This window comes from Anaerostipes sp. AF04-45 (assembly GCF_003461725.1).
GTDB classification, from domain to species: domain Bacteria; phylum Bacillota; class Clostridia; order Lachnospirales; family Lachnospiraceae; genus Anaerostipes; species Anaerostipes caccae.
Genome location: NZ_QTXQ01000004.1, coordinates 269820 through 293120 on the forward strand (window position 1 = coordinate 269820; position 23301 = coordinate 293120).

Sequence of the window (23301 nt, forward strand, 5' to 3'; positions counted from 1 at the left end):
CGTAGTGTTTTATCCTGACATAAAACATTCTTTTCTATGTAAGAACAAAACAGACAATCTGCTGATTATCTGTTTCTAGTGACTGATTATGAAATTATTTGCAGAATCTGATGGAATAAAGATAAAGCAAAGGGAAGACGAAGCCTCCCAGGCTTGTAGCTGTAAATCCATTGACAAAGAAATTAAAAATAAAAATGAATACAGCGGCGGCTACGAGCGCAATGGCAAGCTGAAAGCAGGTTTCTCCAAATTCAAAATGTTTGGCTGCTTTTAAACCGTAAACTCCGCAAACGATTTCAAGCATCCCGAAGATAATGCAGACTATGAGGTACACGGTTAAAATCCCGCCGCTTAGCTTGACCTGCTCCATAGCCATCTTCATCAGATTGCCGCTTGTCATCAGGGTGACATTGGTCACAAGGTTTAAGATTCCGGCTAACAGCAGAATGATGCTCATGATCGTCAGCATCACATTTCTCTTTTTATTCATATGTTTCTCCTAACTTGTAATAATGAAATTATTCTATCACAGAATGTTTTGGAAATCAAACATTCTGTCTGTAAACCATACGCAGCAGTCGGAATAAGAGAAATCCCAAGAGGTTTGCAATGACGATGCTCGCACCGGCCGGTGCAGAAAAGAAATATGATGCCGACAGACCGATACAAAAACATATGACAGAGAGGAAACCGGAACAGATCACAACTCCCCGGAAGCTCTTAAACATCTGCATGGCCGTCAGCGCAGGAAAGATGACCAGGCTGGAAATGAGCATAGCCCCCATCATTCTCATGCCGATAACAATCGTGACGGCGGTCAGGATTGCAAGCAGCGAATTATAAAAGGAGACATCCACTCCTGATGCCCGCGCAAAACTTTCATCAAAGGTGACAGCAAAGATCTTATGATAACAAAAAAGAAACAAAATGAGGACTGCTACACTCAGCAGAACACTTAGCCGTACATCTTCTCTGCTCATAGCCAGAATGCTTCCAAACATATAACTATATACATCCATATTCATGCCGGTAGTGAAGGAAGTCACCAGGACTCCGGCAGCCAAAGCCGATGCCGACATGACAGCGATGGCCGCATCGCTGCTGATCCGGCTGCTCTCAGTCAGCTTCAGGAGAAAAAATGCGGCAATGACAACGACCGGAATCGAGAGTTTCAAAGGAGCAATCCCGAAAGCGACTGCGATGGAAAGCGCTCCGAAGGACACATGAGACAGTCCGTCTCCGATCATAGAGAATTTTTTCAGTACAAGGCTTACACCGAGCAGGGCTGCACAGAGGGAAATCAAAATTCCCACGATGAAAGCACGGATAATAAAAGGATAAGAAATCATTTCTTTAAACAATTCCATGAACAGCACCTCCATTCATTTCACGAAAATGTTCAGAACGGCGGTATTCTGAAACACTGCCGAAGAAGTAATCCTCATGCCGGATGTGGAGGATTTCATCCGCATCCTTTAAGGCATTGGACAAGTCGTGGGAGACCATCAAAATTGCGATGCCCTCATTTTTGTTGAGTTCCTTCAGCAAGATATAGAGTTCTTTTGCGGCACCCGGGTCCAGACCTGTCACCGGCTCGTCCAGGACCAGCAGCTGATCGGTTGCGCATAAGGCTCTTGCCAGCAGGACTCTCTGCTGCTGGCCGCCGGAAAGCTCCCGGTAGCATGTTTTGAAAAGCTCCGGAATACCAAGCTTCTCTAACTGCTCCATGGCAGTGGATTTTTCTTTTTTCGTATAAAAAGGCCTTCGCTGTTTTCGGCTTAAAAAACCTGACAGAACCACTTCCAGGGCAGTTGCCGGAAAGTTTTTCTGCATTTCCGTCTGCTGTGGGAGATATCCGATGCCTTTTCCCGAAAGACTGCGCTGGATTTTCCCGGAGACAGGGCGCACAAGACCCAGCAGCGTCTTGATAAACGTGCTCTTACCGGAGCCATTTTGTCCGATGACAGAGACATAAGCCCCCTGTTCTATTTTCATATTTAAGTCTTTTACGATGACATGTCCGTCATATCCAAGATCTACATGACTGCACGTAATAATGGAAGTCATTCTCTCAGTCCTTTCTCCAGATTTTTCACATTTTTCTCCATCAGATCCAGGTATGTGACGCCCTGGTCAAACTGACGTTTTGTCACGGTATGGCAGGAATAAAACGGTATATTCTCAGCACCGGATGCTTCACAGATCACATCCGCGATCTTACTGCTTCCAAAGTCCATATGATAGATGACTGGTATTTTTTCTTTCTTTACCAGATCAATCAGATAAGAAAGCGTCCTGGAACTAGGCTCCGATTCCTCGCTGCATCCCGGGAATGCCGCCCTGTAAGAGAGGCCGTATGCTTCGGTAAAATAGCGCATCGGGAATTTATCTCCGAAAACCATAAGCTTACGTTTCCCATGTTTTACTGTCTCTCTGAAGTCCCGGTCCAGTTTTTTGAGCTTTTTTAAATAATCCTTTGTATTCTTCTCATAAAAATGGGCGTTTTCTGGATCTTCCTTAGATAAGACAGCACATATTTTTTTAACAATAATCTGTGCGTTCACAGGGGATGTCCAAATGTGTTCGTCATATTCTGTTTCCCCTTCTTCTTCCCTGGGAAGGCTCATCCCCTCTGTTACCTCTTCTTCTACTGGATTAACCGAGTCCATAAAGGCATAAGAAACTTGTCCGTTGTTTTCCTGGGATTTCTGTATTTTTTGGACCCAATATTCCATTGCTCCGCCGTTATAGAAAAAAATATCGGCCTTCTGTATGCTGATCAGATCGGCCGGAGTCGGTTCAAATGTATGACTGTCTTTGCCCGCAGTGACGATCATTTTGAGGTTTACTTTATCTTTCCCAATTTGCCTTACAAAATCATAGTAAGGAAAAATGGTGGTTACAACATTCAGTTTTTTGGAACTGCTGTCGAATTCTTTACCGGTGCCACATCCGGATAATGCGGACATGCAGACAGTAAGACACAGCAGAAAAACAATCCATCGTTTCACAGGCATGTTCCTTTCTCTATATTATCTAATTGAATATAATAGCAGGAAAAAATTTGAATTGCAAATATGGAAATTTTCACGTGGTTGAATCTTTTGTCGAATTATCATATACTTATACTTCATAGGAGAAAGGGGAATGAGTTTATGAGTCAGGATACATCTACAATAAAACAGCTGAAAGCGCGCCAAAATGCGCTGCTGCACGGAATTCTCTTAATGTCTGTGCTTTTGCTTGCGGATACTTATTTGAGAACAAGGAGCTATATTCTGATTGACGGAATATGGGATAATACCTTTATTATTGTCGCTGCTTTTACTTTGATTTTTTTGGAAATGATTATAAAAGGAGCCTTTGACCTAAGCGATCCAGTCTGGACCGTTCTGGCCGGAGCCGTTGGCATCGGGAGCATTGCAGCTTTTGTCAGTCAGATATATCTCATATTTTTCAGCAAAGACAGTTTCTTTCTCATCACAGAATCAATATCCAGCAATGGATTTTTTTTGATCTGTTCCGTGCTGGGAATGCTCGTGGCTGCGGCTTATTTTATAAAGAGGAAATGTTTTTTGAGATAAAAATGCCGCTGTATAAAAGACGGAATCATATCAAATATAATGCTTGATATGATTCCGTCTTTTATTTTGACCAATTTTCCGTCCTACAACAGTTTTTTATTTTCCGAATTTGTCGATGAGTTCGATCAGTTCATCGATCTTCTCATCACCATTGTCTTCTGCCAGTGCTTCAGATATGCATCCCTTCATGTGTGCTCTTAGAATTTCTTTATTCGTCTTTCGTATGACGGCCTCTGTCGCCATGAGCTGATTGGAGATATCCATACAGTACCGGTCTTCCTCCACCATCTTTAAGATCCCGTCGATCTGTCCCCTGGCGGTTTTAAGAAGCCTTGTGATCTGAGTTTTGTCTGCCTGCATGGACCCTCCTTACTGAATACCGGTCACTTGATAACCTGCATCTTCCACTGCCTGTTTCAGTACTTCCTCACTGACCTCTTTTTCTAAGTTCACAACAGCATTTTTATCTGAAAGGCTGACCTCTGCGGCCACCCCGTCGAGTTTATTGAGTGCATCTGTCACGTGTTTTACACAGTGTTCACACATCATTCCTTCGATTGAAATCGTCTTTTTCATCTTTGTTTCCTCCTCACTTTGGCCCGGCTCATGTACTTTCACCGGTGTTTCTTTGTTTCTTATAAAACCTGGCCGGAAAAACTTCAGGCGCAGGGCATTGCTCACGACAAATACAGAACTTAAACTCATGGCTGCGGCACCGAACATAGGATTAAGCTTTAATCCGAAAAACGGATACAGACATCCGGCGGCCAGGGGAATTCCGATTACATTATAGAAAAAGGCCCAGAAGAGATTTTCTTTGATATTTTTGATCACCGCTTTGCTGAGCTGGACTGCCGCCACTCCGTCCAGCAGATCACTCTTCATCAGAACGATATCTGCGGATTCGATGGCAATATCGGTGCCGGCTCCAATAGCTATTCCCACGTCAGCTCTGGCAAGGGCCGGAGCGTCATTGATACCATCCCCGATCATGGCCACTTTCTTTCCTTCATTCTGAATTTCCCGGATCTTGGCCTCTTTGTCCTGTGGAAGCACTTCTGCGATTACACGGCTGATGCCCAGCTGTTTCTGGATTGCCTCTGCTGTTTTTTTGTTATCTCCGGTCAGCATGACGACTTCGATATCCATCTTTTCAAATTCCTGAATGGCCTGTCTGCTGGTCGGTTTTACAACATCGGCTACGGAAATCAGTCCAAGCAGTGTGCCCTCTTTTGCAAAGTAAAGAGGAGTCTTGCCCTGTGAGGCAAAAACAGTACTTTTTTCTTCCAGTTCTCCAAGAGAAACTCCTATCCGTTCCATCATTTTCAGGTTGCCGGCATAAACCTTATCACCTTTTATGGAACCTTCGATCCCTTCTCCGGGCACAGACTTAAATCCAGATACTTCATAGAGACCGGCATTGGTCTCTTCGCCAAAAGAGACAATGGCATCTGCGAGAGGATGCTCTGAAGGTTTCTCCATACTGGCGGCAAGCTTGACCAGTTCTTTTTCTTTCATGCTGCCTGAGGTTAAAATATCTGTCACCTGAGGACGTCCTTCCGTGACAGTTCCGGTCTTGTCCAGAACGACGGTTTTTATCTCATGTGCCGTCTCAAGGCTCTCCGCAGACTTGATCAGAATGCCGTTTTCTGCGCCTTTCCCGGTTCCCACCATGATTGCGGTCGGGGTGGCAAGGCCAAGTGCACACGGGCAGGAAATAACCAGGACGGCAATGGACGTAGACAGCGCGAACTCAAATGTCTGCCCGGAAAGGAGCCATATGATCCCGGAAGCCAGGGCAATGACAATCACTACGGGAACAAAAATTCCGGCGATTTTATCCGCAAGCTTTGCGATCGGCGCTTTGGAACCGGAGGCATCTTCCACAAGCTGTATGATCTGGGCAAGCGTCGTGTCGTTTCCTACCTTTGTAGCCCTGAATTTAATAAATCCCCCTTTATTGATGGATGCGCTGATGACTTTGTTTCCGGAGGATTTCTCCACAGGGATGCTTTCCCCGGTCAGAGCGCTTTCATCCACAGAAGTTATGCCTTCAAGGATGACTCCGTCAACCGGAATGCTGGCTCCGGGGCGTACGATCACCGTATCTCCCTCATTCAGCTCCTCCACGGGGATCTCAATCTCTTCTCCGCCCCGTTCTACGGTGGCCGTTTTCGGAGCCAGATCTAAGAGTTTGCTGATAGCCTCCGAAGTCTTCCCTTTGGACCTGGCCTCCAGATATTTTCCGACCGTGATCAACGTCAGGATCATAGATGCAGATTCAAAATATAAATCCATGTGGTACTGATGTACCAGATGAAGATTCTGCACACCGAGGCCGTATCCCATGCGGTAAATGGCAAAGACTCCATAGACAAAGGCAGCGCCGGACCCAATGGCGATCAGGGAATCCATATTTGGAGAGCCCTTAAACAATGTTTTAAATCCCACCTGATAAAACTTCCGGTTAATATACATGACCGGGAGAACCAGGAGCATCTGGGTCAGCCCGTAAGAAACCGCGTTGTGGGTTCCGCTCAGAAAAGACGGGAGCGGAAGATTCACCATATGCCCCATGGAAATGTACATAAGCGGTATCATAAACAGGATGGATACCCAGAGTCTTCTTTTCATGCCAGTAATCTCATCATCTACGCCGATATCCCGTTTTCTGCCTGCTTCTTCCTGCTTATCATGGACAAAGGCACCGTAGCCTCCGCCGATGACAGCGCGGATAATCTGATCATCGTTTACTTCTGACTCGTCATACTCTACGGTCATGGTGTTTTGAAGCAGATTGACATTAACTTCAGCAACACCGTCTAATTTTCGGACACTCTTATCTACATGGGCACTGCATGCACTGCATGTCATGCCCGTCACATCAAATTTTTGTTTCATAACACGCCTCCTTACCACCCCCTGGGGGTATGGGTATATTATAGGTCCCGCCATAATTTCTGTCAACGATAACATTTCTCAATTAGTATTTCCCAATCCGCTTATAATATCGCCTTATACGTAGAAAAGCAGAAAAAAGCAGCTTATCTCTGCTTTTTTCTGCCTTCCATCCACTCGATGAATTTTTTTGTTAAAAGCGGGTCAAACTGTCTTCCTGACCAGCGTTTTAATTCTTTTATGATTTCTTTTTCAGAATGACGATACCTTCCGAATGGTGCATATTTCATCCGGTCATAGGTATCTAAAATTAAAAGCATTCTCGATTCCACTGGGATGCTGTCGCCTGACAGACCATACGGATAGCCGCTGCCGTCCCAGTTTTCATGATGATATAACACAATCTGTGCTTCTTCTTCCATATCCGGCACGGACTTCAGAATCCGGTATCCCGTTTCCGGATGACGCTTGACTTCCTGCCTTTCGTTATAGGACAGAAGGTCCCGCTTGTTCAGGACCTCATCAGAAATGGAAGCCATTCCGATATCATGTACATAGCCGAGGCCCTGGAGAAACTTGACCCGTTCGGTTTCCAGACCGAGATAAGAAGAAAACTGACCGAAAAGCCGGGACATTCTCATGGAATGCTGATGGATTTTCGGATTTCTAGTAAAGAGTGCATTGAGGATTACATCTAATGTCTCTGATTTTTTCACGGCGTTGTTTCTGAACTTCTTTCGGTACATCATATCTTCTGCGGCGGATAAAACCGTCAATATATCTTCTCCCGGACTGCTTTTTACTGCGCAGCCCCATGAGAAGGAAAGCCGGATGCCTGACAGGCTGTGCAGCTGTATCATCTCCTCTGCTCTTTTTAGAAACGATTCAGCTTCGCATAATTCTGTCCCCGGGAAAAAGGCAGCGATTTCATCTCCCCCGATCCGGGCAAAGATATAGTTTTCCTTTGCGTATGTTTTCAGAATCTTTGCAACTGTAGTGATCGCCCTGTCCCCGAAGGAATGGCCCAGGGAATCATTGATCATTTTTAAACGGTCCAGATCCAAGATTGCCGCGGAGAGGGGGAGATCATCCGTTTTATCACAGTACAGAAGATATTCATTGTAAAACATCCGGTTATAAAATCCGGTCAGTGAATCATGAATACTTTTCTCCCTTATTTTCTGCTGTTCTTTTTTCAATTCCGACACTTCTGTTACGATGCCCGCAAACAGCATGGATGCTTTGTTCTCCATACGGCCGAGGGGCTGTCCATATCGGTTGCCGGTTATGATAACCGGGATATAACTATTCCTGCACAACATCCTGGCTTCTATTGATAAGACCTGATCCTTCTTTAAGAGACCGTGTATCATCATATCCAGTTCCTCTCTGGTGTCTTTGTCTGTCAAGTCTCTGATATTATAGCTGCACCGGTCCTGAAACGGTACATATACCATACTGCAGAATCGTTGATTTGCATCTGCGATCCGCCCTTCCTGGTCAAATACAAGATATCCGGCCGGCGCGCTGTGAAACAGCTGCTGGTAATGCATCCGTTTCTTACGGCACTCTTCCAAGTTATATTCAAGATGTTCAATCTGCTTTGTCAGTTCCTCCACAGATTGTTCTTTGCCTGTCTTTTCAAGATGAAAGTGATTTAAATTGCTCATGATCGATCCATGTCTCCCCCTTATTAAAACAAAACCCCCGAAGCCTGCCGATGCCTTCCGGCAGACATTAAAATTATTATATGAGAGATTTTCCAAAAATAGAACCGGATATGTAAAAAAACATATTCGGTTCTATCATTTCGGGGGATCAAAGGAAATTGAAACTGAGCTGATCGCTTTCTTCCAGATCTCCCATTAATCCCAATTCTTTCATCTTATCTACAACAGATTTGGGCGCCTTTGTCCGGTCACGGAAATTTTCCATAGAAGTAAATGGTTCTCCTTTAGACGCCTCTGCGGCTTCCTTGGCAGCTTTTTCTCCCATACCGTCAATGGCTGAGTAAGGAGGCATGATCTTTCCGTCAATGATCTGAAAGTCTTTTGCCTTTGCCCGGTAGATATCCAGAGGCATGAACTCAAATCCACGGGCATACATCTCATCTGCAATCTTCATTTCCCGCAGAAGATCCAGATCTGCATTTTTCACCTCAAACTTCGGCGTGTTTTGTATCTCCTTCATCCGGTTATTCAGTTTTTCTTTTCCCATACACATGTCTTCATAGGAAAATGCTTTTGCGCGGATACTGAAATAGGCGGCATAGTAGGCGAGAGGATGAAAAACCTTAAACCAGGCAATCCTCCATGCCATCATGACATAGGCAACCGCATGTGCTTTCGGGAACATGTATTTAATTTGTTTACAGGACCAGATATACCATTCCGGCACATCTTTTTCCCTCATTGCTTCTTCCTGTTCCGGTTTCAGACCTTTTCCCTTCCGGACGCTCTCCATAATCGTAAATGACAAGGCTTCATCCAGACCCTGATTGATCAGATAGACCATAATATCATCCCTCGTACAGATGGAAGTTGAGATTGTAGCATCCCCCTCCTCGATCAGTTTCTGAGCATTGCCGAGCCATACATCTGTACCGTGGGACAGTCCTGAAATACGGACCAGATCCGAAAAGCTCTGAGGATTTGTGTCCAAAAGCATCTGAATAACGAAATCGGTTCCGAATTCCGGTATCCCGAGAGATCCGAGTTTCGTGCCTCCGATCTGTTCCGGAGTGATGCCCAGAACCTCTGTTCCGTGAAACAGAGACATGACAGATTTATCATCCAGGGGTATATTCTGGGCGTTGACTCCTGTCAGATCTTCCAGTCTGCGGATCATGGAGGGATCGTCGTGACCCAGGATATCCAGCTTTAACAGGTTGGAATCGATGGAATGATACTCATAATGAGTTGTAATAATCGGTGATCTTACGTCGTTGGCCGGACGCTGAACGGCAGTAAAGTCATAAATTTCTTTGTCATGGGGCACAACGATGATGCCGCCGGGGTGCTGGCCGGTCGTTCTCTTAACTCCGGTGCATCCTTTCGCCAGCCGTTCGATCTCACATTTTCTTTTCGATATTTCTCTTTCTTCTAAATATTTAAGGACATATCCATAGGCAGTCTTTTCCGCCAGCGTACCGATGGTCCCCGCGCGGTAGGCCTTTCCTTTGCCAAAGATCACTTCCACATATGCGTGGGCCTTACTTTGATATTCCCCTGAAAAATTAAGGTCAATATCAGGTTCCTTGTCCCCTTTAAATCCGAGGAATGTTTCGAACGGAATATCGTGGCCTTCTTTGTTTAATTTTGCACCGCATTTCGGACACACCGCATCCGGCATATCACATCCAGACATACCCATCCTGGCATATTTTTTTACCTCAGGAGAGTCAAAATCCACATAATAACACTCCGGACAGATGTAGTGGGCAGGCAGAGGATTTACTTCCGTGATCCCGGACATGGTCGCCGCAAAAGATGACCCGACAGATCCTCTTGAACCTACCAGATAACCATGGTCCAGGGAATCCCATACAAGCTTCTGTGCGATGATATACATAACTGCATAGCCGTTTCCGATGATGGAATTCAGTTCTTTGTCAAGTCTGGTAGTTACGATGTCCGGCAGGTTCGGACCATAGATATCGTGTGCTTTCTTGTAGCAGATATCCCGGAGATCCCGGTCTGAGTTTTCGATGACCGGCGGACATTTATCCGGATGGATCGGAGAGATATTTTCAATCTGGTCACTGATCTTATTCGGATTTGTTATGACAACTTCTCTGGCTTTATCGCTTCCCAGATATTCAAATTCATGGAGCATTTCCTCCGTTGTACGGAAGTAGAGAGGCGGCTGGCTGTCCGCATCTTTAAATCCTTTTCCGGCCATAAGAATCGCCCGGTAAATGGAATCATCCGGATCTAAAAAATGCACATCGCAGGTAGCAGCCACAGGTTTGCGGAAGGTTTCGCCCAGCTCCACAATCTTCCGGTTGAAATTTCTGATATCCTCAAAAGAGCAGACGTTCTCATGGCGGGCAGATTCGATCATAAACTGGTTATTGCCCTCCGGCTGAATTTCCAGGTAATCATAAAATTCAACAATCTTTGCGATTTCTTCCTCAGACCGCTGATCCACGATGGCACTGTACAGTTCGCCGGCTTCACATGCTGATCCGATGATCAGCCCTTCCCGGTACTTATTGATCAGGGATTTGGGCATTCTGGGGCGCCGGTTAAAGTACCGGACGTGAGATTCCGACACCAGGCGGTTTAGGTTGACTCTTCCGGTGTTATTTTTGACGAGAATGATCCCGTGATAGGTACGGCCTTTTTTAATGAAGTCTTCGGAACCTGCAACAAACTCATTTACCTGATCCAGGTCAAAGATTTCTTTTTCCTCCAGCATCTGAACAAATTTTATGAAGATTTTCCCCGTAGCTGTGGCGTCATCCACTGCCCGATGATGAGTCTCCAGTTTGATGTTCAAATTTTTGCACAGATTATCCAGTGTAAATTTTGCCAGGTGGGTCATCAGGCTTCTTGACAGACCGAGCGTATCCACAATGGTTGGATGAAAATCAAGATCCAGACGTTTCGCATTTTCATGGATAAATCCGGTGTCGAACCCGGCATTGTGAGCCACTAAGACAGAATCCCCGCAGAACTCAAGAAATCTTGGAAGTACAGCATCGATCGTATCTGCATTCATGACCATTTCATCTGTTATTGTCGTAAGCTGTGTGATTTTAAATGGAATCGGAATCTGCGGATTAATGAATTCACTGAAGGTTTCTGTGATCTCACCAGCTATGACCTTTACGGCCCCGATTTCTATGATGCGGTCTGTCTGGCTGTTAAATCCTGTGGTCTCAATGTCGAATACCACAAAATCTCCCCGGAGGGACTGGCCTCTGGAGCGGACTGCCAGATCTCCAAGGTCATCGACAAAATAAGCCTCCACTCCGTAAATAATCTTAAACGGATCGTCTTGTGGAAGCCTTAAATCCTCATAAGCATGCCTTGCAATCGGAAAGGCCTGAAGCACGCCGTGATCCGTGATGGCAACGGCAGGATGTCCCCACTCGTAGGCGCGTTTTACGATGTCATTGATCTGAACAACGCTGTCGTTGTCGCTCATAACTGTATGTAAATGGAGTTCTACTCTCTTGTCCATGGACGTGTCCTGGCGTTTCTCCCTGAAATCCGAGACTGCCTTAATGCCCATGACAGAACCAAGAGATATCTCATGATCAAATTTATCATACATGGCGACCGCCTTAACACGGTAGAAACCGCCTTTTTTCAGATCACTGAGAACCTCCGGGAGCTGTTCATTCCTGACAAAAATTTTACAGGAGATGGTATCCGTAAAGTCCGTGATATGAAAAATAATGATTGTTTTTTCATTTCGAATTTCTCTCGTATCGAGGGTTGTAACCTGTCCGTGGATCACGACTTCACCGATCTCATCGATAATATCTTTGATTTCAATGAGTTCCCCTTCACAGTTTCGGCCGTAAAGAAGGGTCGGATCGTCTTTAAATTTAGGCTTTCTCTTAAACTTGGAATCGTAAGAAAAGTTGGATTCCTTTTTCTTTTTTCTGGCTTTTTTCTCTTCTTCCTGTTCTTTGCTGAGCAGGTCTGCCTGTTCGACAATCCCCTCAATCTCTTTTTGAAGCTTATATTGGCTTTCCTTTTTCAAAGACCGGTCTGTCGTCTTGGAAAAATCAAAGCCAACTTTGATCTCCATGCCAAATTTGTCTTTCAGCGTTGTCTCAAAATATTCTTTGATCTCATCTGCCTTGCTCTTGTTGACAAACGTATTTTCAAAAATAAAGGTAACGACATCGCCGTCAATGGCATAGTCTCCTTTTCTGACTACATTAAAAATAACCTCCCCTTTGCCTTTTAACTCAAAGAGGAAGCTTTTCATATAGTGTTCAAATAAATAATCCAGATCGTATTGGGCTGAAAGCCGGAAATACTCCTGAAAGCGTATTTTAACATAGCGCTTTGAAAACAGCTGCTCCCGGATCTGCTGTTCCATCCGCCAGGTGTCGATTCTTGGAATCAGATGGTCGCTTGTAAATGAAATGAAAAGTGTATTTTTTGATTTCTTGAACAGAACCTGACGGATACACACAGTGCGGAACAGTTCTTTTACATCCCCGGATACTTTCAGGTCAGGAAATACCTGAAAAAATTCTTTTGTATGCTCTTTAGCAGTCTGCATCTGATTCACCCCAATGTTCTAATTCATAGCGCAGAGTACTTAAAAGATCCTCCTCCGGGACCTTGCGGATGACCTGTCCTTTTTTCATCAGAAGGCCTTCACCGATTCCGCCTGCGATCCCGATATCCGCTTCCTTTGCCTCACCGGGACCGTTGACGACACAGCCCATGACGGCGACCTTGATATTCAAATGTTCGAAGTCTGCGGCCATCGTCTCCACCTGCCCGGCAAGACTGATCAGATCAATGTTGGTCCTTCCGCATGTAGGACAGGAAACTACTTCGATCCCGCCCCTTCTGAGCCCTAACATCTTTAAGATCAGTTTAGCGCTTGCGATTTCGTTGACAGGATCTCCGGTCAGTGAGACGCGGATTGTGTCTCCGAGCCCCTGGTGAAGGATAATGCCCAGTCCGACAGCGGACTTGATATTCCCACTGTACACGGTTCCTGCCTCTGTGATTCCGACGTGAAGCGGATAATCAATCTGCTCTGCTACCAGTTCATATGCTCTGGCACACATGAGAACATCAGAGGATTTGATGCTGACCGCCAGATTGTCATAGTCGAATGCCTCGATCATACGGACTTTGTCAACAGCACTCTCCACCAGTCCCTCGGCCGTCACTCCGTGATACTTTTCCACCAGCTCTTTTTCCAGAGAGCCGCTGTTGACGCCTACACGGATCGGAACGCCATACTCTTTGGCTTTTTCAATGACTGCCCGGATACGGTCTTCTCCTCCGATATTGCCCGGATTGATGCGAATTTTATCGGCGCCGTTCTCCATAGCCGCGATGGCGAGCTTATAGTTGAAATGTATATCCGCCACCAGCGGAATGTGAATCCTTTTTTTGATCTCACCCAGGGCATCCGCTGCTTCCGGAGTCGGGACCGTGCATCTTACGATATCACATCCGGCTTTCTCAAGGCTTAATATCTGTGATACGGTAGACTCAACGTCTTCTGTCTTTGTATTGGTCATGGACTGGATCAGCACAGGATTGCCGCCGCCAATCTTCTTATCCCCAATCCGGATGACTTTTGTATTATTTCTAGTAACCATACTAAGACTCCTTTACAACATAATCTTATAGATATCCTGGAACATGACAAAGATCATAAGCCCCAGCAATAAAAACAGGCCGACCGTGTGGACAGCAGCTTCCACGTTTTTTGAAACAGGCTTTCTCCTGACCGCTTCCACGATGAGAAAACAAAGTCTGCCTCCGTCCAGTGCGGGAAGCGGCAGAAGGTTCATAACCCCCAGGTTTGCACTGATCAGGACCGCAATACTCAGCATTGTGGAGAGAAGGACTGTGAAACCGTAAGTGGCTGCCTGGTTATACGTATCCCCTACCTGTTTTACAATGCCTACAGGTCCTGACAGATCATTCAGCGTCAGCTGTCCCGTGACCAGTTTTACAACACTCTTTACCGTCACGCGAATTTGGAATCCCACCTCATGAAATCCATATTCTATGGTTTTTAATGGATTTAATTTTTGATATGGTTCCCAGCCGATGCCGATCATATACCGCTTGGCTTCTTGGTTAAACTTCGGGGTCACAGAGAGGCTTTTCTCTGTTCCGTCCCGCTTTATCACAATAGGCACTTCTCCGCCTTTATAGTCCAGAAGGAAATAATAAGACAATTCACGGTTATTGTAGATCTTTTTTCCATCAATCTTCAAGACCTGGTCCCCGGCTTTCAATCCTGCTTCCTGAGCAGGAGACTTTGTCTCCACTCTGGCGATATCGGGCAGGTCAGCGCCTGATATACCGATCATAATAAAGGCAAGGATCAGGGCAAAAACAAAATTGAAAAACGGTCCGGCAAAAATGACTGCCATTCTGGCCCAGACAGATTTATTTCCAAAAGCGTCCGCCTCCGGCCGGTCTTCGTCTTCACCCATCATACAGGCTCCGCCAAATGGAAGGAGTTTTACGGAATAATAAGTTTCTCCCACTTGTTTCCCAAACAGAGTCGGACCAAGACCTATACAGAATTCGTCCACACGGATACCATTCTTTTTGGCGACTGAAAAATGTCCCAATTCATGTACAATGATAATAATGCCAAAGATTAAGATTGCAATAATAATGTTCAAGTAATTACCTGCTTTCTATGAATTCATATACCCACTGTTCTGTTTCCAGTACCTCCGTAAGAGATGGATTCTCTATCACATGATGTGCATTCATTGCATCTTCGATCAGATCATAAATCTCTGTAAAAGATATTTTCTCCTGCAAAAACAGAGCCACCGCTTTTTCGTTGGCTGCGTTCAGCACGGCCGGCATGGATCCTCCGGTCCGTCCTGCATCATATGCATATGAAAGACCTTTTAGAACATCGACAGGCGGCTCTTCAAAAGAGATACTTCCCAATGCAGCAAAATCTAAACGGTCTCCCGGAAGAAATCTGCGCTCCGGGTAGTAGAGGGCGTATTGGATCGGCAGCTTCATATCCGGGGTTCCCAGCTGGGCCTTTACCCCGCCGTCCTGAAACTGCACCATAGAGTGAATGATACTCTGCGGCTGTACGACTACCTTGATCCGGTCAAAATCTATATCAAAGAGCCAGCGTGCCTCGATCACTTCCAGCCCCTTATTGACCAGCGTTGCGGAATCTATGGTGATCTTTTTGCCCATAGACCAGTTCGGATGTTTTAAAGCATCTTTTAATGTGACCGTTTTGAGTTCTTCTTTTGTCTTGGTTCGGAACGGTCCGCCGGATGCCGTGATGATCAGGGAATCCACATCTCTGTCAGACTCTCCCTGAAGGCACTGAAAAATAGCGGAGTGTTCACTGTCCACCGGATAAATCGAAACTCCGTATTCTTTTGCCAATGGGATGATCAGGTGGCCTGCGGTCACCAGCGTCTCCTTATTTGCGAGAGCGATGTCTTTCTTTGCCCTTATAGCAGCCATCGTCGGCTTTATGCCGATCATCCCGACGACTGCAGTGACGACCAGCGAACAGCACGGCTCAGAAGCTGCCTCGATGAGCCCTTCCGTTCCGGAAAGCACCTGCACTTCGAGATCCTTTACACGAAGACGCAGTTCCTCTGCTCTTTGTTCATCATAGAGAACTGCTGTATGAGGATGAAATTCCCGGATCTGCTGTTCTAAAAGATCCACATTGCTTCCGGCTGCCAGAGCCGTCACGCCAAGATCTTTATTTGCACGTACAAGCTCCAGTGTCTGGGTTCCGATGGAACCGGTAGAGCCGATGATGGAAATGTATTTCACTGCATTGTGCCTCCTGAGATCATCATTGTGAGATAATAAATAACCGGAGCAATCAGTATGATACTGTCAAACCGGTCTAAAATACCGCCGTGTCCTGGAATCAGAGTCCCGAAATCTTTGATCTTGGAATCTCTCTTAATGGCAGAGGCAGCCAGGTCACCGATCACGGATATAGCCGCACCGATTCCACAGATGATCCCGAACATCATCATCGGATTAAAATTAAACCGGATCCTTGTCTTTAAATAGATCCCATATGCTGCTCCTAAGATCACCGCCCCAAGGATTCCGCCGATCAGTCCTTCTATGCTCTTTTTCGGACTCAGCTTCGGGGTCATTTTGTGCTTTCCGATCAGCATGCCCGTGCAGTAGGCCAGTGTATCATTGCCCCACGCGGCCAGGAACAGGAGTACAATAAATTCGCCTCCGTTCTGAGCGATCCTCAGCTGATAAATATAGGAAATCATGACGCTCACATAGACAAATCCAAAAAAACAAGCCATGACCTGGTTCATGTTGTATTTGGGAAATCGGACCACATAACAGCCGAGAAGGAAGATCATAAACAAAATGATGATCGATGTGGACCACTGGCCCAGGTCAAAAAACAAGGCGGCATAGTAAAGAATCGTTCCTGTGTATCCAAGGACCGCCAGAGATGATTTCTCTATATTGAATATCTTCAGTATTTCATTGTATCCGATCAGGGCAACGATCGCCGTTAAGAGTAAAGTCACGATTCCTCCCAGGTAAAGGCCAAGGACGGTAACTGCCACTAAAGCAATCCCGCTGATAAGTCTCTGTTTAAACATAAGTCTATATTCCTCCAAATCTCCGTTCTCTTCCGTTATAGTACTCCACAGCTTTTTTCAATTCTTTTTTATTGAAATCCGGCCAGAGCACATCGGTAAAATAAAATTCTGTGTAGGCCAGCTGCCAGAGCATAAAATTTGACAGACGCTGCTCTCCGCTTGTGCGGATCATCAGATCAGGTTCTGGAATACCCTTTGTATCCAGATATCCCGCAAATGCATCCTCTGTAATATCCTCTTTTTTCAGGGTGCCGGCCAGCAGATCACCGGCCATTTTTTTCATGGCGCGGATCATTTCATCGCGGCTTCCGTAATTCAGGGCAATCGTAAAATTAATTCCTGTGTTGCCCTTGGATGCTTCTTCAAGCTGTTCGATCTTTTCCCTGAGATCCTCTGAAAGGCCGGTCACGTCTCCGATGACGCGGACCCGCATATTATTTTTATTTGCCCGTTTGATGCATGTTTTTAAGTAATCCCTTAAAAGCTTCATCAAAGCATCCACTTCATCCTTCGGACGTCTCCAGTTTTCGGTTGAAAATGCGTATACCGTCAGGTATTTGATGCCCATGTCAAATGCATCCTCAATGATTCTCTCCACCGTCTTGCTGCCCTGTGCATGCCCCATATTCCTGGGCAGGAATCTTTTTTTCGCCCATCTGCCGTTGCCGTCCAGAATGATCGCAACATGCTCCGGCACTCTCATTGACTCCATAGAACACCTCCGTCAAATCATCGAAAAAACAGGGCTGACTCAAACCAGCCCTGCTGCTTTTCTTTATTGTTATACCGTCATGATCTCTTTTGACTTTGCTTCCACCGCATCATCAATTTTTTTAATATATACATCTGTAAGCTTCTGAACTTCAGATTCCTGGTCTTTTAGCTGGTCATCGTTCAGTTCATTGGCTTTGTTCATTTTTTTCAATTCGTCATTAGCATCTCTGCGGATATTCCGGACTGCAACTTTTGTTGTCTCTCCTCTTTTTTTGATATCCTTTGCCAGATCTTTTCTGCGTTCTTCTGTGAGTTCCGGGAAATTCAAGCGGATCGCAGACCCGTCATTGTTAGGAGTGATTCCGATGTCAGACATCATGATCGCTTTCTCGATCTCTCCGAGCAGATTCGGCTCCCATGGCTGGATCAGGATCGTGCGTGCTTCGGGAACAGAGACATTGCCCACCTGCTGGATCGGAGTCGGCACTCCGTAATAGTCTACGGTAACTTTGTCCAGAACATGGGGATTGGCCCGTCCTGCACGTATCGCCATAAATTCTGATGTCATGTTCTCATAAGACTTCTGCATCTTATCTTCAAATTTTTTTAACATTTTTCTTCCTCCTATTTTACGGTAACATATGTACCATTGAATTTTCCTTTTAATAAATCAGCTATGCTGTCCGGCTCATTGAGCCCGAACACTGCAAGGGGCATCTTGTTTTCCAGACACATGATCGTAGCTGTCAGATCCACGACTGCAAGCTTTTGATCCAATACTTCATCTAAACTGATCGTATCGTATTTTTTTGCATCGGGGTTGACCGCGGGATCGCTGTCGTATACACCGTCAATAGACTTTGCGAGCAGTATCGCATCTGCCTCGATCTCCACGGCGCGCAGAGCCGTTGCCGTATCGGTAGAAAAATACGGATGCCCGGTTCCGCCGGCAAAGAAAGCGATCTTTCCGTCTTCCATGGCTTTTACCGCCTTGTCTTTGGAAAACAGTTCTGTAAACGAACCGCACACAAATGGGGTGAATACTTCGGTCTCAAGCCCTGCGGTGCGGAAAGCGTCCGCAACATAAATACAGTTCATCACCGTAGCCAGCATGCCGATCTGGTCTGCTTTTGTCCGTTCCATATTCTCGCTTGTGCGTCCTCTCCAGAAATTACCGCCTCCGATGACAATGGAAATCTGGAGGCCCCGGTCGGCTAAAACCTTGACCTGTCTTGCCACATCCATACAGGTAGCTTCGTCAAAACCGGTCTTTTTATCTCCCGCGAGAGCTTCGCCGCTCAGCTTTAAAAGAATCCGTTTCATATCCTTTATATCTTTCATGAACATACCTCATCTATCGTATTTTTCTGTTTCTCTCTGATGAATTATAGCATAAACCATACCAAAGGACAACTGAAAATCAGCTGTCCTCACTGTCCAGTATAATCGTAAACGGTCCGTCGTTTGCGAGTGTCACTTCCATCTCCGCACCGAAGATCCCGGTCTCGACTTTAGGAACTTTTTTTCTGCACTCCGATATGATATATTCATACAATTCTTCTGCAAGATCCGGTTTTCCTGCATTGATGAAAGAAGGCCGGTTGCCCTTTCTGCAGTCTGCATAGAGGGTAAACTGGGAGACGAGCAAAAGGCTTCCGTCCACATCCTTCAGTGCAAGATTCGTCTTTCCGTTTTCATCATCAAAAATTCTTAACCCCACCATTTTTTTGATCAGTTTATCCGCTGTCTCTCTCGTGTCGTTCTGACCGACACCAATCAGCACGAGAAAGCCTCGGTCAATACTTCCGACCGTTTTGTGGTCCGCATCCACTTTGGCATGGCTGACTCTTTGAATTACAAATTTCATATGCTCTCTCTTTCTGTCAATTTCCAAAAATTCTTCCTGTAATCTCTTCCGCTTTCCTGTAAACGAAATCTGGTTCTTCTCCGATGGAGAATTCTCCGTCCTCATAGAGGATCTTTCCAGCAACCATGGTGAGCCGGACATTCTGCTTGCTGCCGCTGTAAACTAAGTTTTTTGTCAGATTGTGGACCGGCCGCATATTGGGCTGGTTCAGATCGATCAGGATTAAGTCCGCCTGCTTCCCTTCTGCGAGAATATCACAGTCAGAAAGCCCCATTGCCGCTGCGCCGCCTAAAGTTGCCATTTTGAGCACAGTGTCCGCATCTGTGGCCGAGGCGTCGGTTTCCCGGTATTTGGAGAGCCCTGTGACCAAAAACATTTCCCGGAACATATCCAGGCAGTTGTTGCTTGCGGGACCGTCTGTCCCGATGGCCAGGCTGATTCCCATATCCAGCATCTGCTTTATTGGTGCAATACCGCTTGCCAGCTTCAGATTAGATGCCGGATTGGTGATCACAGACACCCGGCGTCTTTTCAAAATCCGGAGATCTTCCGGTTCCATATGGACACAGTGAAAACACCCGCCTCCATTTTCAAACAGGCCCAGACGATCCATGTAAGCCGTCGGCGTCAGCCCGGTGCGCTCTCTGCAGGAGATGACTTCCGGGAGGCCCTCTGAACTGTGAGTATAAACCGGGGCATGATACTGATCCGACAGCTCTTTTACAGCGCGAAGCTTCTCTTCGGATGTAGTATACTCCGCATGAAATCCAAGCCGAAAGCTGATCAGACTGTCTTCTTTGTTATATTTTTGATACCATTCGTCCAGCTGTTGGGCAGACTGTGAAAAATCGTTCAGGGCACCGCAGAGCACTGTCCTGAATCCGCAGTCTTCGGAGGCCTGAGCAATCGTATCGGGTGTTAAATACATATCGAAATTAGCTGTCATCCCGCTCGTCAGATATTCCATTACAGCCAGTTTAGAGAGATGATAGATATCATCGGGAGTGAGTTTTGCCTCCCACGGAAAAACCTGCCGGTTGAGCCATTCGAGCAGCGGCAGGTCATCTGCATGGGATCTTAAAAAGGTCATGGCGGAATGAGTGTGGGCATTTTTAAAGCCCGGCATTAAAAGACCGCCCCGGGCGTCAATCTCTCTTTTAAACGGCCGGGCATCTCCGGAATCTGCGGGTGGTTTTTCACCAATATATGAAATACGGGACCCGTCAGTTTGGATTTCTCCGTCAAACGGCTGCATACCGTTTTCCATTGTAAGAATTTTAGCATTGTAGATCCTTATCATGGGACTCTCCTTTAAATATACCGCCGGAACTGCTTTTCTCAGAGCAGCTCCGCTATCTTTATGATCCCTTCTTTGAGCAGTGCCTTGAACACAGGAGCCACTTTATCGGCAGTCTCCTGAACCTCTTCATGGCTTAAAGGCTTCATTGTAATACCTGCACCCGGATTGGTGATGCAGGAAATACCGCAGGTTTTCATCCCCATATGCTTTGCGGCTACGGCTTCGCAGGCTGTACTCATGCCAACCGCATCCGCTCCCAGTATTCTGCACATCTTGATCTCCTGGGGAGATTCAAAATTCGGTCCGCTGAGCTGTACATAGACACCTTCCTTTAAATCAATTTCAAGTGTCCTGGCGATTCTGCGGAAAATATCCTGAAATCTGTCATTATAAATGCCTGTCATGTCACAGAAACGTTCTCCAAGCTTTTCCAGATTCGGTCCAATCAGCGGAGAAGGAACAAAGGTGGAAATCTGGTCAGTGATCATCATGAGATCACCGGCGTCAAATTCGTCGTTGACACCTCCTGCCGCATTGGTAAGGATCAAGGCTTTGGCGCCCATCATTTTCATCAGGCGGATCGGCAGAACTACATCTGTCATATCATAACCTTCATAGTAATGAACTCTTCCCTGCATGATCACAACGGGCACCTTTTCTACATAACCAAAGATAAATCTTCCTTTATGGCCTTCCACTGTAGACACCGGAAAATCCGGCAGATCCCTATATTCTACAATCGTCTCAATCTGAATATCTTCTGCAAAACCGCCTAGTCCTGATCCGAGCACAACGGCTATCAGCGGCTTAAAATCTGTTTTTTCCTGCATGCTCTCATAGCATCTCTGTAATTTTTCGTAAACCGCATTCATCACGGTCCCTCCTTTATGAAATCAAATGAATATTATATTCTGCACCATGTTTCGACAGCCATGTTTTCGGCTGTTCATAATCCGGCATATACTGTGCGACCGCCTCATAAAATGCCGGGGAATGATTCATGACTTTTAAGTGGGCAAGTTCATGCACCACTACATATTCAAGAACTTTCCGCGGCATCAGGATCAGCTTCCAGTTAAAATTCAAGTTTCCTCTGCTGCTCGCGCTGCCCCAGCGGGTTTTCTGCTCACGGATCGTTATTTTCCCGCAGGAAACACCCATCTGTTCTGCATATATCCGGCAGAGCCGTGTGATCACAGTCTTTGCTTCCTTTTTATAGTTTTCCCGTTCTTTAGCAGTCATACGAATTTTTTTCTGATTTCTTTTTCTCTCCGCTGAAAGCTTCATGTGGTGTCTGATCCAGCCTTGCTTCTCCTCGATAAATTTGCGGATCTCACCTTTTGGCAATCGCTCGGGCGCCCTGACGATCACCTGTCCGTCCGCAGTCACTGTGACGGCCAGAGTTTTTCTGCCGCTGTAAATCACTTCATAGTCTAATGCCTGATCCACTGGTAAACCACTCCCTCCAGCAGTGCCTTGGACGCGGCAAAATATTCACGGATTCTGTCTTTGTGTCTGCTTTGATAGATCACCGAATCCGAGATCACCGCATGGGCGTTCAGTCCTGCGGCTTCTGCCAGATAATCCGTCCTTGGAACATAGAGTTTCTGCGTGCACACATAAAATGATTTTCCGGGAAATGCGGAACATGTATTTTTCATTGTGCGGAATGTATCGAGGCCTTCCCGGTCTTCATATATATTTTCTTGTGGAATTCCTCTGAAAAGCAGGTACATTTTCATGAACTTTACTTCTTTTCTCGTCCCTGAGATCAGAATAAACTTTCCGATGCTGGCCCGGTAAAGCCTCAGCGCCCCGTCCAGACGGTCTTTCAGCTGTGCGCCTATGATACCGTTTTTAACGAGTGCTCCCGGGACCAAAATGCCGTCCCGCTTTTTTAACGCCTCACAGAAGAACACATCCGCTGCAGCCCTCTTTTGTTTTCCGTGCAGCTTTCTGTATGAAAACAGAGAAAACCCTGCGGGCAGGATACCCGGAAGAAACCAGAGCCCTGTATGTCTTTTTTTGCCGTTCATCTCTCATTACTCCTTACTTACTGACCGTCATCTTCGGTTTGTTCCTGCTGCTGTTCCGTTGTGGCCGGCTGCTCCGTCGTGGCAGGTTTTGGTGCCTCGGTCTTCTGCTGTGTGGCTGTCGTCGTTTTCTGCCGTTCGGCCGTAGTCTTCTTCTGTCTGCGCGTCGTCGTACTCTTGTGGGCTGCGGTCGTACTCTGATGATTGGAGCCGGTGTTTTCTGTGCCCCGCTCCTGAGTCTGCTGATCTTCTGAGGACCCGGTGTCTTCTAAAGTCGTCTCTTCCGAGGATGTCTCGGTTGCCGATGAATCTTCCTTATCCTTTTTAAATCCTCCGGAAAACATTACAACAATGACCATGCAAATGATCACAGCGACTGTCCCAAAGATCAGTGCGATCATATTTTTTTTACTGATCTGCATTGTCTTATCTCCTGTTCTTATATAAATTTTTGTTTTATTTTCCTTCTATGTGCCGTCTCCATTATAAAAGAGGAATGATAGTGTGTCAATTTTTACTAACAAAGAAATTATATCATAGAATCATGCTGGGAATTATGTAGAATCTTTTTCAGTTGGTATCTTTGACTTGTAAAA

Annotated in this window: 22 protein-coding genes; 1 reads left to right on the plus strand and 21 read right to left on the minus strand. The window is 46.0% G+C overall.

Annotated features, from left to right (window positions below):
* Positions 1 to 94: 94 nt before the first annotated feature.
* Genes DWV34_RS08155 through DWV34_RS08170 form a run of 4 tightly spaced genes read right to left on the minus strand, consistent with a single transcriptional unit; the run spans position 95 to position 3017 of the window.
* Entirely contained in the window at positions 95 to 490 is a 396-nt protein-coding gene (locus tag DWV34_RS08155; protein WP_006566957.1) for a hypothetical protein, read from the minus strand.
* A gap of 55 nt (positions 491 to 545) precedes the next feature.
* Entirely contained in the window at positions 546 to 1367 is an 822-nt protein-coding gene (locus DWV34_RS08160) for a metal ABC transporter permease (protein WP_006566958.1), read from the minus strand.
* Entirely contained in the window at positions 1354 to 2067 is a 714-nt protein-coding gene (locus DWV34_RS08165; protein ID WP_009289626.1) for a metal ABC transporter ATP-binding protein, read from the minus strand. Before DWV34_RS08165 ends, DWV34_RS08160 begins: the two co-directional genes overlap by 14 nt.
* A complete protein-coding gene (locus DWV34_RS08170; protein WP_227051620.1) occupies positions 2064 to 3017 on the minus strand; it encodes a metal ABC transporter substrate-binding protein in 954 nt (317 codons plus the stop codon). Before DWV34_RS08170 ends, DWV34_RS08165 begins: the two co-directional genes overlap by 4 nt.
* A 138-nt stretch (positions 3018 to 3155) precedes the next feature.
* Between DWV34_RS08170 and DWV34_RS08175 the strand changes: the two genes are divergently transcribed.
* Entirely contained in the window at positions 3156 to 3584 is a 429-nt protein-coding gene (locus tag DWV34_RS08175) for a hypothetical protein (RefSeq protein WP_039946575.1), read from the plus strand.
* 96 nt (positions 3585 to 3680) lie between these two features.
* Here DWV34_RS08175 and DWV34_RS08180 read toward each other — a convergent pair whose 3' ends face one another.
* The 17 genes from DWV34_RS08180 to DWV34_RS08260 form a co-directional block, all read right to left on the minus strand.
* Positions 3681 to 3944: a metal-sensing transcriptional repressor gene (locus DWV34_RS08180; protein WP_006566977.1), complete on the minus strand. Its 264-nt coding sequence runs from the start codon at positions 3942 to 3944 to the stop codon at positions 3681 to 3683.
* A 9-nt stretch (positions 3945 to 3953) separates the two neighbouring features.
* Positions 3954 to 6485, minus strand: coding sequence for a heavy metal translocating P-type ATPase (locus DWV34_RS08185; RefSeq protein WP_199485885.1), 2532 nt, complete (start codon positions 6483 to 6485; stop codon positions 3954 to 3956).
* 143 nt (positions 6486 to 6628) lie between these two features.
* Positions 6629 to 8152, minus strand: a complete 1524-nt coding sequence (locus tag DWV34_RS08190; protein ID WP_118475888.1) for an HD domain-containing phosphohydrolase — start codon at positions 8150 to 8152, stop codon at positions 6629 to 6631.
* 148 nt (positions 8153 to 8300) lie between these two features.
* Positions 8301 to 12728 carry a PolC-type DNA polymerase III gene (locus DWV34_RS08195; protein ID WP_022261035.1) on the minus strand — a complete coding sequence of 1476 codons (4428 nt, stop codon included), beginning with the start codon at positions 12726 to 12728 and terminating at the stop codon, positions 8301 to 8303.
* The gene (gene ispG / locus DWV34_RS08200; RefSeq protein ID WP_118475890.1) at positions 12715 to 13791 is read right to left on the minus strand and encodes a flavodoxin-dependent (E)-4-hydroxy-3-methylbut-2-enyl-diphosphate synthase; all 1077 of its coding nucleotides are present in this window, start codon (positions 13789 to 13791) and stop codon (positions 12715 to 12717) included. The genes DWV34_RS08195 and ispG overlap by 14 nt, the downstream gene beginning before the upstream one ends.
* A gap of 12 nt (positions 13792 to 13803) precedes the next feature.
* Complete coding sequence (gene rseP, locus DWV34_RS08205) at positions 13804 to 14835, minus strand: RIP metalloprotease RseP (RefSeq protein WP_118475892.1); 1032 nt, start codon at positions 14833 to 14835, stop codon at positions 13804 to 13806.
* 4 nt (positions 14836 to 14839) lie between these two features.
* The gene (locus tag DWV34_RS08210) at positions 14840 to 15979 is read right to left on the minus strand and encodes a 1-deoxy-D-xylulose-5-phosphate reductoisomerase (protein ID WP_118475894.1); all 1140 of its coding nucleotides are present in this window, start codon (positions 15977 to 15979) and stop codon (positions 14840 to 14842) included.
* A complete protein-coding gene (locus DWV34_RS08215) occupies positions 15976 to 16791 on the minus strand; it encodes a phosphatidate cytidylyltransferase (protein ID WP_118475896.1) in 816 nt (271 codons plus the stop codon). Before DWV34_RS08215 ends, DWV34_RS08210 begins: the two co-directional genes overlap by 4 nt.
* A 4-nt stretch (positions 16792 to 16795) precedes the next feature.
* Complete coding sequence (locus DWV34_RS08220; protein WP_118475965.1) at positions 16796 to 17494, minus strand: isoprenyl transferase; 699 nt, start codon at positions 17492 to 17494, stop codon at positions 16796 to 16798.
* Between the two features lie 78 nt (positions 17495 to 17572).
* Entirely contained in the window at positions 17573 to 18118 is a 546-nt protein-coding gene (frr, locus tag DWV34_RS08225) for a ribosome recycling factor (protein WP_006566986.1), read from the minus strand.
* Positions 18119 to 18129: 11 nt separating this feature from the next.
* Positions 18130 to 18828 carry a UMP kinase gene (gene pyrH / locus DWV34_RS08230; RefSeq protein ID WP_039930409.1) on the minus strand — a complete coding sequence of 233 codons (699 nt, stop codon included), beginning with the start codon at positions 18826 to 18828 and terminating at the stop codon, positions 18130 to 18132.
* A 97-nt stretch (positions 18829 to 18925) separates the two neighbouring features.
* Complete coding sequence (dtd, locus tag DWV34_RS08235; RefSeq protein WP_039930411.1) at positions 18926 to 19372, minus strand: D-aminoacyl-tRNA deacylase; 447 nt, start codon at positions 19370 to 19372, stop codon at positions 18926 to 18928.
* A gap of 16 nt (positions 19373 to 19388) precedes the next feature.
* The gene (locus DWV34_RS08240; protein WP_118475898.1) at positions 19389 to 20672 is read right to left on the minus strand and encodes an amidohydrolase; all 1284 of its coding nucleotides are present in this window, start codon (positions 20670 to 20672) and stop codon (positions 19389 to 19391) included.
* A gap of 38 nt (positions 20673 to 20710) precedes the next feature.
* Positions 20711 to 21544: a purine-nucleoside phosphorylase gene (locus tag DWV34_RS08245; protein ID WP_006566990.1), complete on the minus strand. Its 834-nt coding sequence runs from the start codon at positions 21542 to 21544 to the stop codon at positions 20711 to 20713.
* Between the two features lie 13 nt (positions 21545 to 21557).
* Positions 21558 to 22121 (minus strand): M48 family metallopeptidase, encoded by a 564-nt coding sequence (locus tag DWV34_RS08250; protein ID WP_118475900.1) that lies wholly within the window; start codon positions 22119 to 22121, stop codon positions 21558 to 21560.
* Positions 22106 to 22708: a SanA/YdcF family protein gene (locus tag DWV34_RS08255; protein WP_006566992.1), complete on the minus strand. Its 603-nt coding sequence runs from the start codon at positions 22706 to 22708 to the stop codon at positions 22106 to 22108. The genes DWV34_RS08250 and DWV34_RS08255 overlap by 16 nt, the downstream gene beginning before the upstream one ends.
* A gap of 17 nt (positions 22709 to 22725) precedes the next feature.
* Positions 22726 to 23127 carry a hypothetical protein gene (locus tag DWV34_RS08260; RefSeq protein WP_006566993.1) on the minus strand — a complete coding sequence of 134 codons (402 nt, stop codon included), beginning with the start codon at positions 23125 to 23127 and terminating at the stop codon, positions 22726 to 22728.
* Positions 23128 to 23301: the final 174 nt, after the last annotated feature.